Genomic DNA, 13,912 nt, shown 5'->3' on the forward strand with positions numbered 1-13,912 from the left:
TTATAATTGTCAAATTAATATAGTATTGACAAAATATGAAAAGTATCATAATATAATATAAAAATATACACTATAAAAAAATATAGTATATATTTTTTGAATTATTATTTTAAAGGAGGATTTATTATGAAATTTAATTATTACTAGTATTTTTATTAATCTAGTTTCAATAAGTGCTCAAAACTTGACTAAATCATAAATGAATGATTTTGTTTCTAAAAGGGGTATAGAAATTATTTTGTATTTGGTTATTAAAAATATGAATATGATAATTATTCAAATATTTATTTTGATATAGCTGATGTAATTACAGTTGACTTTTAAAAAAATAAATTATTAGGGGGTACTATGAAAAAAATTATATATTCTGTAATATGCACTTTATTGTTAAGTAAAATAGTATATGCTAGTACACCAGAACCTATTACAAATAATATACCTTTAGTAAGTGACATAGTAAGTCAATTAGATATATTAGATTATGATGTTACTGATATATCGTATATATGTATTATAGGTTTATCAGGTAATATTTATATATCTGATATAAATGAGATAGATACATTTATTGAAGGTTTTAAATATTTTGTAAAAAAATTTGATGATTATAGTATAGAGGGATTATATCCAGAGCCAGTGGCTAATTATGATTACAATGTTATTATAGGTACATATAGTCAAGATGGTATTATTGTAAAAAATTTTGCTATACATAAATCTGGCAAAATAACTGAAAGATTAAAAGATGGTACAATGTCCCATATGTGGATTAAATCAGAAAAAATAGATGAGATTATAAAATTCATTGAAAATTTTTATGAAACTGATAAATATAAGTATGATATGCTATTGCCTTTAAATAATGATAATATGACTAAGCTTGGAGTTGTTTTTAAGGGTAGATTGTATTTATTAAGTGATGCTTTTTTACAAAATGGGAATACATTTGTTTCTTTAGATAGGTGGAATGAATTTTGCAATAATAATTTTTTTAAAAATCAAATTTTATATGTTAACAATAATAATATAATCAATAATGGAATTAATACAGGTATAAAAGCTCTTAAAATCAATGGAAAATATTATATACCTTTAAGAAAGTGTGTTGAAATTTTAAAAGATTATACTATAAATTGGGATTGTGAATTAAATAAGATTATTATTAATAAAATATAATTATCTCTCAAGTTATATAAAATTAATTTTTAAAATTTATGAAAAGAATATATATTGTTACATAATCATAAATAGGTATTAAATAATTGTGTAATTGAATATTAATTTGGTGAATATTGATATATGAAAAATTTAATTATTATACTTTTTTCAATTTTATTATTAACTTCTTGTGAAATGTCAAATGTATCCTATGATGATAGTGGTACATCGAACAATGAAAAAACTGAAACTGTCATCAAACCTGACGATGTGGAGATTGCATTTGAAAAAATAATAAGTACATCGAGAAAAAGTGGCAGTGACGGCGAGTACAGCACCGCCCAATACCTCGATGAACAGCTTACTTTAATGGGATATAAATCTGAAATAGTGCCTTTTGATGTGTATAGAAACGATATTGACTATTATTTTAATGATTTTTTTAACATAAATCCTTTTAATGAAGAGCCTATTGCCACATCAAACAATGTTATCGCAGAAAAGGACTTTGACATGAACAAAAAAACAATAGTGTTTTCTGCCCATTACGATGCATCAAGAAATTCAATAGGTGCAACTGATAATGGCTCCGGCACAGCCGTTCTCTTGGAAACGGCAAAGCTGATAGAGCCATATATTAAAAATCTTGATTATAATGTTAGAATAATATTTTTTGGTTCTGAGGAGTATTATTTGTCAGGCTCAAAATCATATGTATCAAACTTGGACAGTGATGAGCTTGACAATATAATCGGCTGTTTCAACATAGATATGACATCAACCAAGGAATGGAGAAAAATGTTTATAGATTGCAAGGAAAGTCTTTTTAGCAACGAGTTTTTAAGGCTTAATCCTAGTTTTGAGACTATGACTATGGGTGCAAGCGACGAAATATCATTTTTTAAAAAGGATATAATGAGCCTTAGATTTACAACTGTCGATATTTTTGATGAAAATTTCGATAGCAAAGCTCTTGTCGATGAAAGTGAAAATGAATATGTTGAAACGGAATTTATAAAAGAAGATGCTAATATTATTTTTAATTTTATGAAAAATTTAGATATAGATAATTTGTATAACAATTAATAATTTAAATATTATAATTCCATTGTCTAATTATAGAAATGAGGGATTAAAATGAAAAAATCTTTGTTGTGCATTATTATATCCACAATAATATTGAATTTATTAATGGGGTGTTCTTCTACAAGTAATGATATCTCTAGCTCGTCTACACAAGACTCTGAAATTTTTGTTGAGGATATATCTTTAAGCGATTATCTTGATAAAGAAGTATATCAACGTATGATTTCAGAACCGTTAGGTGCTGACCCACCTAAAATTCCTTTTTTCAATAAAGAAGTTGTATGTATCCTTAACTACAATGGTTTGGCTATTTTCGATATACAAACTGGTCAGCTTAAGAACTGTATTAATATTCAGAAACTGGGATTTGGTGATACTCAGGGAACTAATGCTATTTTAGTGCGTGGTAATGATGAATTTATCACGATTACAACAACAAATGATACAGAAGGATATATTTATTCTATTAAATCAGATGAATTGGGTAGACTTAAAAATGAAGATAACATGATTTATACAGAAGTAAAACGTCTAGAACAGGTGCCTTCTGATGTACTCGACTTATCAAAGTTCGATAATCCAGCAGAGACAGTAGCTTTGGAATCCGAAAATGGTATTTTGATTTACTACATTCCAATGAATGATTTGGAACAGATTCAGTTTCAAATTTATGAACCCTAATAACTGTGAAAAAGATTGGTGAAGAAAATATAACTGTTTAGCATATGCTATTTTTTACGATCTATAAGTATGGGAACGTTTTTTTATAGTAACCGTTAGGTTTTTGTAGATATGACATCAACTAAAGAGTTGGGAAAAATATTTATAGATTGGGAGATAGAATAAATTGTAAAAGGATGTGAAGATTATGAAACAAATTTCAAGAAAATATATAATAGTTTTTATATTATTCTTTATAAGTATGTTTTATAATATATTATTTATTTTAAATTTGAATGATTTATCAAAAAATATATACTCAATATATTATGAATATATATATTTGTTCATAACAACTCCAGTACTATATCTATCATTTGCTATTATATTTGGAGTTATAATTCAAAATTTACTTAAATCTAAAATTAATAATAATATAAAAAATATATGTAAAGTTTGTGTATTTATTGTCATTTGTTTTTATATAAGTTTATTTATATTTAAAAGTAATTATATAATATATAAATTTTTATATATTATAGGTGAATTTCCGCAAATATTCTTTTTAATAGGTATATTATTATTTATTGGAATTTTAGATAAAGGAGATGTAAATTAATACATAAATTAATAATGTAAATTAATATTAATAAGGAACCTTTAAATATTTAAAGGTTCCTTATTTTAAAGGAGAAAATTATGATAAAGTTTAAAAATATATTATTAATATATATGTTAGTCATATATACATTGTCATTTGATATAAGTTGTGTTTATGGTATTGATTTTAATACAAAAATAAAAAATATAGAGAATAAAAAATCTCAATATGAAAATCAACTTAATGATATAAAATTTAAAAAAAATAATATTGAAGAGGAAATTAAAAATGCAGATTATCAACTTAATATAGCACATAAAGAGCTTGAAGAAGCTGAAAATAATGTATATGAAATAAATAAAAATCTTGAACAATCAAGAAAAAATTTGGCAGAAGCTGAAAAAAACAAAGAAATACAGTTAGAAAAGTTTAGTGTAAGAATAAAATTTTTACATGAAAGAGGCAATATAGGTTATTTAGAGATAATATTAAGTTCAAAAAGCTTTAATGATTTTCTTAAAAGATGCGAATATGTAAAGCAAATTATGGAGTATGATAAAAAACTCCTTGAAAATTTAAGTAATATTCAAAATACAATACTTTTGGAGACACAAAAAATAGAAGATGATAAAATCCAAGCAGAGAAATTTTTAGTAGAAAAACAAGAAAAAGAACAGAATTTAAAAAACTTTATGGAAGAAAAACAAAAGGTATTAGCTTCATATATGAGTGACGAAAAAAAGTATGAGGAACTTATAAAAAATCAAGAAAAAGAAAGTCAAGAAATAAAAAATTTAATATTAGCATCAGCCTCTAAAACAACTAAAAATAATTCAAGTCAAAATAATATAACATATACAGGAGGAAAATTTAATTGGCCTGTTCCTTCAAGAAGTGCATCATCATCAAGTTTAAGTAGTGGTTTTGTACATAGAAAAAGACCTATTGGTTCAGGATATGAATATCATACAGGATATGATATACCAGCATCATATAGAGCAGATATAGTTGCTGCTGAAAATGGAACAGTTATTTTTTCTGGGTGGAAAAGTGGTTATGGAAATACTATTGTAATAGACCATGGTGGTGGAGTTACTACATTATATGGACATAACTCATCATTAGTAGTTTCAGTAGGACAATCTGTTTCTAGAGGACAAGTTATAGCTAAATGTGGAAGTACGGGAAATTCCACAGGTAATCATTGTCATTTTGAGGTTCGTAATAATGGCTCTCCTGTAAGCCCTGAAGGATATCTTGGTGTATCTAATATTTCTGAATAGTTATCATATGATGTAAAAATTTTAATTTAATATGAATATCTGATCCAATTAACAGTGTATTGTGAATTGTAAGGATAAATTATTATTAAAAAACTTTACTTAAAGAATATGTATAGTGTTATGCTTCAGAAGGTATATAATTAAATTATATTCAATTTTTATATAATATTAAAAAGTGTTCAAGAACTTATAACTATTTTAAAAATGTGATGAACTGTTTAAATCTAAAAGGGTAAATCCATTGTTTTTTTATTTATATATTATTTTAATAATATAATTGACAATACTTATATATTATAGTAATCTGATAATATAAGTATTGATTTTTACCTATTATTGGTATGTTGTTTATGAATTAAAAGCGTTTTTGTATTTATGTCTATAGTACATATGCAAAAACGCTTTTTTATTTTATTATTTTTTAGCCTATTAAGGCAGAAAGGAGAATTTATATGATTCAGATTTCAACATTAGGAAGGGTTACAGCAGATGTAGAGCTTAGAGAAAGTGCTAAAAAAGTACCATATTTAAGCTTTGATTTAGCAGTAACAGAAGGTTATGGTGAAAGTAAGCATACTATTTATTTTCAATGCTTGGCTTTTAACCAAACAGCTCAAAGAATTGCATCAGCTAATATTAAAAAAGGTAGTCAAATTTTTATTTCAGGCAGCCTTGATATTGTTGACTTTGAAAGGAGAGATGGTAGTAAAGGAAAGATTAATAAAGTAAATTTATATGATTGGCAGTATGTTAACAGTATTAAAAAGTTAGAAAATACAGAAAAAAATGACACTACACCAATATATGAAGAACATATGTGTGATGATTATGAAGATCTTCCATTATAATTTTGGAATTTTTTAGGAATGAAATTAAGTAAAATCTCTTAGTTTCATTCCTTTTTTATTTATTAATTAATTTATGGTTAAGAAAGGAAAAGTGTAAATGAAAGAAAAGAAATGGTTAAGAGTAAGTACAATAGTTACTATTGTTATATTATGTCAAATATTTATTCCAAATCAATTAATGGAAATATTACTTTTTATATGTATTACAGCAATAGCTTTATATTTATATGATAGGATTAAATTTGCATTGGAAAATAAATTTTTAAAGCCTAAAACCAATTTTAAAACAATAAATTTAGAGCCTGATTATAAAAAGCTTTTTGCTAAACAGATTTCTTTACGTTTACAAGAAAAAATAGAAAGTAAGTTTAAAAATGCCAAAATAGAAATAAATGATAATGATGCAATGGTATTAGCTAATTTTAAAAGGAATATATGTATACCTATAAGTGGAATTGATGAATTCAATAACATAACAGTTTCTTTAAGTGAAAATGGTGATTTTAACATTAAACTTTTTTCTCTGGTTGATTTTGATAATGATAATAAGATAGAAGAAAATATCGGCGATGAAGAAACAGAAAGATGGTATGAAGAAAATGGTCAGGAATTACTAACAAAGATAATAACTGAGATGAATCAAAAAGGTTTTTCAACACTTTCAATAGATGAAAATGGTGATGTTATTGTAAAGGAAAACGGTAAGTATGTTATAAAAGAACACTTTTCTGATTTTCCAACTAAAAATAAGTGGGATAAATTAAAAAAATTAATGAGTGATAGTGGTATAAAGATAAGAATAAACAATAATAAATTAACCTTTATATGGTAAGAAAGGATTTTTAATTATGGGAAAAATAAAACTTTTTGAAAATTGGACTTGGAATAGAAAACTTCCAGAGCCATTTAATAACACAGATATTGAGCAAAGATCAAGAATACACTTTTCAAAATATTGTACTACATCTGTAAAAACAGCAACATTACATTCAGCAACTCTTACGGCAATACTTACTATGATGGATTTAAGTTTAAATGCATTATCAGAAGGTAAAGGTGCAATGGGTATGCAAGGTGATTACTTAGATATTGTGGAATATCCAAGCAAACAAGATGAATTACAAGCTGTTGTTTTTAATAAAAAAACAGGTAAGTTTATAGCAGGTTGTTATGATGATATAAACCAAATGCCAAAGCCATATAGTTTAAAAGACGGTGAAAAAAGTGGTACTGCATTGATTTTTGCACTTATTAAAACTGCTATGGAAGATGAAGAGTTTGCAACAGAATATGAAGCTTTATTAGATGAAAAGAAACTAGGGTTTCCAGATTTAGAAAAAGCAGCAAAGAGTGCTTATATTTTATGTGATAATCTTTATCGTAGAATTGAAAATGCAAAGAATTTGGGTGAAAATGGGATACAAATTGTAATACCTTCCACCGGAAATATTGCTCCTTTTACGTCTATTAATCTTAATAAAGGTACATATAGTCCAGACTTTGTGTTGTTTGGTAAATTTTCTGTATTAGTTCCAAATAAAAATAAAGGTTCTAAGGTTAAAACTACACTTAAACATAGTGATTTTATATGTAAATATAAATTAAATGAAAGACTATTAAATAGTAGTGAAGAACTTCTTATACCTAATTTACCAAACTGGTATGTTATACCTGAAGAAGTTGTTAATATATGTAAACATGCAAATTTAACAACTAAAAGTAATAGACCGATGAGAAATTTTTTACTTAGAGGTAAATCGGGTACTGGAAAAACAGAAGGTGCAAAAGCTATTGCTACAGGTTTAGGTTTGCCATATGTACATTTAACTTGTTCTGCCAATACAGAAGTTTTTGACCTTTTAGGTCAGATGATGCCGGTTGTTAAAAATGATAATTCATTTAAAGTAGATTATCCAACATTTGATGACATTAGAATGGATACAGCAACTGCTTATTATAAATTAACAGGAGAATATTCAGAAGATATAACAGAAGATGAAGTTTATAAAAAGCTCATTGAAGTTATTTCTTTAAATGCATCAAATAAAGAAAATAACAATGAAAATTCTCAGAAATTTTCATATGTAGAATCACCATTAATAAAGGCTATGAAATATGGATACTTGATAGAAATACAAGAACCCACAGTTATTTCAAATCCTGGAGTATTAGTTGGTTTAAATTCTCTTTTAGATACTTGTAGTTCTATTGTGCTTCCAACAGGTGAATGCATAGAACGTCACCCTGATACTGTTGTTGTTATTACTACAAATGTTGACTATGAAGGGTGTAGAGCATTAAATCAATCTGTATTATCAAGAATGGATTTAATTATTGATATGGAAGAGCCTGATACAGATATATTAATAGAACGAGTTTCTGGTATTACTGGTTGTAAAGAAACAAGCAAAATGGAAATTATGGCAAAAATAATAAGTCTTATACAAGAACGTTGTCATATGAATATGATTGATGATGGCTGTTGTGGTGTAAGAGAATTTATAAGTTGGGTACAAAGCTATATGATTTGTGGTGATATTATGGAAGCAGCAAAATATACTATATTACCTGCTGTATCTGTTGACAGTGAAAATAGAGAAGATATTTTGACTACTTGTATTGAACCTATATTAAATCCATAAGAGGTGAATTGCAATGTATAGAAATATAGGAGAAAATCTTAAGTTTTTAAGAGAAATGAGAGTACCACAGTATTCTCAAAGAGAAGTTTCTTGTAAGCTTAAGATAAATAGAAATACATATGCAAAATATGAACAAAGTAAACTTATACCGCCACTTTGGTTTTTATATGATGTTGCTAAATTTTATGGAATTGATTTTACAGATTTAATATGGCGAAATTTTAGAAAGGAAGAAGAAATTGAGAATATCTCACAAAGAATTGAAAAGAAAGATTAATCAAGAAACATTAAATATTTCAGATAAACAGCTTTTTATGTCGCATGCTTTTTCTTCATATCTTACTGATATGGCAGAAACAGTAACAGGTCGTTATAAAAGAAAAATAAAAGTACATGTTTTTTATGACGAAGCTGAAAATGCTAAAATTGCCTATACAGATAATAATGATATATTTATAAATGTAGGAAATATAATTACAAAAACATTTCCAACAAGACAATTAAAAGCTGATAGTTTAATAGGAATGAATGCCCATGAAATAGGACATATACTATTTACCGATTTTTTATTGGCAGAAAATTATTATAGTGAAATGTCAAATGGTAGAATATATCCTTTTGAACCTACGTTTACAGATACAAAACATATTGATGCTTTAAATGAAATCAAAGATATATTATCTAAAAGAAATACTCCAAAAAGTAAAGGATTAATAATGATTGCACATCAGTTATTTAATGTAATAGAAGATGGTTATATAGAAGCTCGTATGTGTGATGCTTTCCCAGGAAAATATGGTAATGGCATTATTCTTAATAATATAAGAATGTCTGAAATAGTTCCGTCTATAAGTGAGCAGATAGCAAAGGGTGTATATCCATTCTCTATATTTATGAACCTTTTAATACAATATCATAGAAGTGGTGATATAAATAATAGAGATAATTATACTGGTGAAATATTAGATTTATTCTATGAAGTATTGCCTATATTAGATGATGCTATTTATGAAGATGATAGCAAAAAACGATATAATGCAATTAATGTAATAATAGTTATGGCTTGGGAATATATAAAAGATATTTTAGATAAAGCATTTAATAATAGTAGTCAAGATAAAGATGAAGTTTTATCAAAAATCAAAAAAGATTTAGATGAGCAACTTTCAAGCTGTGCCTCAGAACCTAAAGGAACAACGAAATCTATTAAGGACAAAAGTTCATTTAAAGCTAAAAAAGAAAATGCAAAGGAAGAAAGAAATAGAGTTCAAGAAGTTTTATCAGAGGAAACAACAAGACTTGAAGTTTTAAAAACAGAGGAGTTTTCAGATAATAAAACAGGTGGAATTGAATGGAATAAGAGTTATTCAGGCTCAGGGTATAATAATGCCAGTAGTGATATACAGCGTATTATTAAAAATTTAGCTGAAGAAAATGTACAATATGAATTAAACAATTCACTTATAGAAGAATTAGAGGAAGAAGCCAATAAAATAAATCTTGGAGATGTTCATGAAGGTGTTCATATAGTTATTAATCGTATAAAAAATGTTGAAGATTGTATGATTGAGGAATATAAAATGATAGCACCTCCACTTATTGCTATTTCAAAACAGATGCAAAAAAGATTAAAACGAATACTGAAGGATACTTCTTTTTCAGAAAAACAAACAGGTCTTTTAATGGGTAGAAGAATAGAACCAAGATTACTTACTGATAAAGATTGTAAGTTTTTTTCAAAAAATAAATTACCCAATATGGCAAAGGATTTATCAGTTGCTTTATTAATAGATGAAAGTGGATCTATGAGTGGAAAAGATAGAGCTACGTATGCAAGAGCTTCTGCTATTATGGTCTATGACTTTTGTAAGTCTATGGATATACCTGTTTCTATAATAGGACATACAGAAGAGCATTATGTGGAACTTTATGCTTATACAGACTTCAGTTCTAAAGATGATAAAGACAGATTTCGTTTAATGGATATTTCTGCAAGAGGTAGTAATAGAGATGGTGCAGCACTTAGGTATATAGCAGAACGTTTATCGAAACAACCAGAAAAAAGTAAACTTTTGATGCTTATATCTGATGGGCAACCGGCTGGTAGTTATGGATATTATGGTACAGTAGCTGAAGCAGATTTAAGAGAGATAGTAAAAGAATATAAAAATAAAGGAATTATGTTTGTTGCAGCAGCAATAGGTGATGATAAAGAAAACATTGAAAGAATTTATGGAGATGCATTTCTTGATATTACAGATTTAAGCAAGCTGCCTTTTTTATTGGTTAAAAGAATTGAGAAAGAGATAAGGAGTTGAATTTTCCAATGAGTGAGAATGAAAAATATATATCAAGACAAATATCTGTTTATAAAACAGACAAAAAATTAATAGAGTTTATTGATAAATTAAAACCGGCACCAACGGAATATTATGCACATATACATTCTTTTGGCGACAAAGATGAGGAAGGTATAAGACAAATATCTTGTATAGGTATTGTAATACAGGATTATTCTGTAGGTACAGGTAAAGATATTAAAAGAGTAATTGCAAATATAAGTCCTGATGAAGCTGAATATATATATAACAAAGTCAGAAATAATGTTACTGAATTTGAATTTAAACAAGAAAAGATATTTGGAGAGCCAAATTCAGAAGGTAGGTCAAGAGTTACCAAACTTCGTATATTAAGAGTACCAAAAGATAGTAAAGGCAATATAAGAAACTATCCTTGGTATATTGAAGTTGATAATGGAACAGCAGAGAAACAAAAAAATGCAAATGGTGGTTTTTCTATTAAATCCAATACCTTTAAATCTGAAAATAAGCTTTATATTAATATTAACGATTTAGATTTTTTTAAACTTTTTGTTCGAATATCAAAGTATATAAATGCTTGGGAATCAACTGTTTCACCTCATATAATAATGTCTGGCAAACAAGCTATTGCAGAACTAAAAGAATATCATTATTGAAAAAATTTAAATTTACGATATACTTATTATTATTAAATAGAATTTGGGTAAATGAGGAGTGAACTTTCGTGGACAAAAAAGTTAAAGCTTTAAGAGATAAACTTATTAAAGTTGCAGAAAAACCAAGGAAAACTTATGGTTTTGAATGTCCTAATTGTAAAGGATATGCAATAGGCTTTATAAGTGAAAACGGGGAAGTTCATGCAAGTTGTAATATATGTAAAATCATTATACATAAATAGAATAATTTAACAGAATGATTTATAAAAGCAAGAATGATTTTAAACAGTTTTAGTTTAATTTTGTTCTTGCTTTTTTATTTTATTGGAGGAATAAAAATGGATATATTTAAAAAGATTTCAAATGAACCAATGATGGATTTTAACTTATTTAAAGCTAAAAAAGTACAGAAAGAACAAAATAGTTCAAATATTATGTATAAAAATAACTCGAATTTTAGAAATTTAGAAGAAAAGCATTCGAATGAAGTGAAGTTTAAAAAAGAAGCTATTACAACTGAAAAAATCGTTTGTGAATCTGAAGAAAAAATAAATTCTGATATAATAAATTTTAAAAATTTTAAAAATAAAAATGAACAAGCAGTATTAAAGATTGAAAATGAGATTGAAAAAGCTAAAACAAATTTATTACCTGTTTTTCCTATTGTAAGATATTTAAAAAATAAATGTATTTCTGATAGTAACTTTGCAGACTTGGTTAATAATGATAAAAAAACATTGGAAAAATGCTTTGAGTATGTTATCGATGAGGTTAAAAAAGCTCTTAACTCACAAAATGGTTGGCTTGACGATAATGAGGTTTATGCTTATGCTGAAACTTATTATTATACTTCTGAAGAATTATTTGAAAAACTCGAAGCTGACAAAAAAGCTAAAGAAATGAAACGTCAAGAGGAAGTTGCTAAAAAAAGAAAGGAACAAGAGGAAAAAAGAAAACAAATAATAGATGAAATCAATGAAGATAAGCCTATATCAAATAAATCTTTGAAAGTAAATGAAACACAAATGTCATTAATTTAAAGGAGAGTAGGCTTATGAATAAAAGAGTTTTAAGAACAATACCATATAAAAATGCAGGTAGAAATATTATATCTAAAGCTAAAAGAATTAGTTATATAAAACATTATATAAAGGCTGAAACTAAAATAATAGATAGGAAAATAACATTAGTTATATATGTATACGATAGAAATGACCTTATCAATAATATAGAGAAGCCTATATTTCAAGTTTTTATAACTAAAAATGATTATATTACAAGAGATTTAAGAAATGCTAATATAAAATGGCTTATAGGAAGACTTGAAAGTCTTATTGAAATGAATAGTGTTGCTTGTGGTGATATATCTACAGAAAATGTTTTAAATAAATATTTTTTAAATTTAAAATATAAATCTAATGGTCCTTTAAGTAATATTATTATTTTTCAACATCAAATATTAAATAAAAGACTTAAAATTAAACATAACAAAATAAAAAAGAGAATAGATAATAAAATGAAAGAAGTGCCTAAGCTACCTAAAAACTTTTTAAATTGGATTGATAAAAAAGCTTTGGTTAATAGTAGATATATTTATTATACATATAGCAGAAAAAAATATATAGATGGATATTGTACTTATTGCCATAATAATGTTAAGGTAACAAATCCAAAACATAGAAAAGAAGGTATTTGCCCTGTGTGTGGTTGTAAAATCACATTTCTTTCAATCGGCAAAGCTAAAAAAGTATTTGATATTGGACATGTTGCTATTTTGCAAAAAACAAAATATGGTTTTGTTGAAAGATGTTTTTTGGTAAATAAAAGCTATTATACTGATTTTAAAAATCCTGATATTAAGATGTTTGAATTAACAAGAAATTTTTACGAAGGTAAAAAAGTATATCATTATGAATATAGGGATTTTAAAAATACAGGTGAACATCGCTGGTGTGAAGGGGTTATTAATTGGTATTTGAAAAATACTGTTTTATATAGTAAAAATATTGATACAGTATTAAGCAATACTATTTATAAATATTCTGCTATGAAAATGTTTGCACAAAGATATGAAGGGGCTATTTGTAATACATATTTGTATTTAAGATATTATTTAAAATATCCATTTATTGAATATATTGTTAAATCAGGTTTATACAATATAGCTTATAATTATATATATTCTTATGGTTATGGAACATCCCTTAATATCAATGGAAAAACTTTAAAAGATATACTTGGAGTACCTAAAGAATATATAAAATATCTTAAAGATATAGATGCAACAAATACAGAACTTTATATATTGCGAAAAGCACTTGAGTGTGGAGTTTATTTTAAAAGTGGTAAAGAGCTTAGAGAATTTAATGAAAAATATAATACCACTTATTCAAATATAGCTGTAAAAGTTTTAGAATTTGCTAAATATTCAACAATTTACAAAGTTGAAAAATATATTGAAAGGAATATGATTAACTATAAATCAATATCAAATTTTTTACTGGATTGGGATGATTATATTAAAAATGCAAAGGAGCTAGAATATGATATAAAATTAAAAAGTATTCTTTATCCAAATGATTTTAAAAAGGCTCATGATAGAGTTGTTGAATTAATAAGAAATAAAAAAGATGCAGAACAGAGAGAAAGATATATGA

The 13,912-nt window shown here is 25.9% G+C and carries 13 protein-coding genes; all 13 read left to right on the plus strand.

Annotated features, from left to right (window positions below; all coding sequences use genetic code 11):
• Positions 1-348 precede the first annotated feature (348 nt).
• Positions 349-1,176 (plus strand): hypothetical protein, encoded by an 828-nt coding sequence (locus B5E58_RS12275; RefSeq protein WP_088109948.1) that lies wholly within the window; start codon positions 349-351, stop codon positions 1,174-1,176.
• Positions 1,177-1,299: 123 nt separating this feature from the next.
• A complete protein-coding gene (locus B5E58_RS12280) occupies positions 1,300-2,244 on the plus strand; it encodes a M28 family peptidase (protein ID WP_088109949.1) in 945 nt (314 codons plus the stop codon).
• Between the two features lie 51 nt (positions 2,245-2,295).
• Positions 2,296-2,925: a hypothetical protein gene (locus tag B5E58_RS12285; protein WP_088109950.1), complete on the plus strand. Its 630-nt coding sequence runs from the start codon at positions 2,296-2,298 to the stop codon at positions 2,923-2,925.
• Positions 2,926-3,603: 678 nt separating this feature from the next.
• Positions 3,604-4,788 (plus strand): murein hydrolase activator EnvC family protein, encoded by a 1,185-nt coding sequence (locus tag B5E58_RS13830; protein WP_088109952.1) that lies wholly within the window; start codon positions 3,604-3,606, stop codon positions 4,786-4,788.
• A gap of 452 nt (positions 4,789-5,240) precedes the next feature.
• A complete protein-coding gene (locus B5E58_RS12300; RefSeq protein WP_088109953.1) occupies positions 5,241-5,636 on the plus strand; it encodes a single-stranded DNA-binding protein in 396 nt (131 codons plus the stop codon).
• A gap of 97 nt (positions 5,637-5,733) precedes the next feature.
• On the plus strand, positions 5,734-6,468 hold the full coding sequence (locus tag B5E58_RS12305) for a hypothetical protein (protein ID WP_088109954.1): 735 nt from the start codon (positions 5,734-5,736) through the stop codon (positions 6,466-6,468).
• A 16-nt stretch (positions 6,469-6,484) separates the two neighbouring features.
• Positions 6,485-8,278 carry an ATPase gene (locus B5E58_RS12310; protein WP_088109955.1) on the plus strand — a complete coding sequence of 598 codons (1,794 nt, stop codon included), beginning with the start codon at positions 6,485-6,487 and terminating at the stop codon, positions 8,276-8,278.
• A gap of 13 nt (positions 8,279-8,291) precedes the next feature.
• Positions 8,292-8,555: a helix-turn-helix domain-containing protein gene (locus B5E58_RS12315; RefSeq protein WP_088109956.1), complete on the plus strand. Its 264-nt coding sequence runs from the start codon at positions 8,292-8,294 to the stop codon at positions 8,553-8,555.
• Entirely contained in the window at positions 8,518-10,596 is a 2,079-nt protein-coding gene (locus tag B5E58_RS12320) for a vWA domain-containing protein (protein WP_088109957.1), read from the plus strand. Before B5E58_RS12315 ends, B5E58_RS12320 begins: the two co-directional genes overlap by 38 nt.
• Positions 10,597-10,604: 8 nt before the next feature.
• Positions 10,605-11,255, plus strand: coding sequence for a hypothetical protein (locus B5E58_RS12325; RefSeq protein WP_143597270.1), 651 nt, complete (start codon positions 10,605-10,607; stop codon positions 11,253-11,255).
• Between the two features lie 68 nt (positions 11,256-11,323).
• Positions 11,324-11,497, plus strand: a complete 174-nt coding sequence (locus tag B5E58_RS13540) for a hypothetical protein (protein WP_158097761.1) — start codon at positions 11,324-11,326, stop codon at positions 11,495-11,497.
• Between the two features lie 96 nt (positions 11,498-11,593).
• Positions 11,594-12,295, plus strand: a complete 702-nt coding sequence (locus B5E58_RS12330; protein WP_158097762.1) for a Cas9 inhibitor AcrIIA9 family protein — start codon at positions 11,594-11,596, stop codon at positions 12,293-12,295.
• Between the two features lie 14 nt (positions 12,296-12,309).
• A partial coding sequence (locus B5E58_RS12335) for a PcfJ domain-containing protein (protein ID WP_088109960.1) occupies positions 12,310-13,912 on the plus strand: 1,603 nt, incomplete at its 3' end.

The organism is Tyzzerella sp. An114, assembly GCF_002161055.1.
Classification (GTDB): domain Bacteria; phylum Bacillota; class Clostridia; order Lachnospirales; family Anaerotignaceae; genus Fimicola; species Fimicola cottocaccae.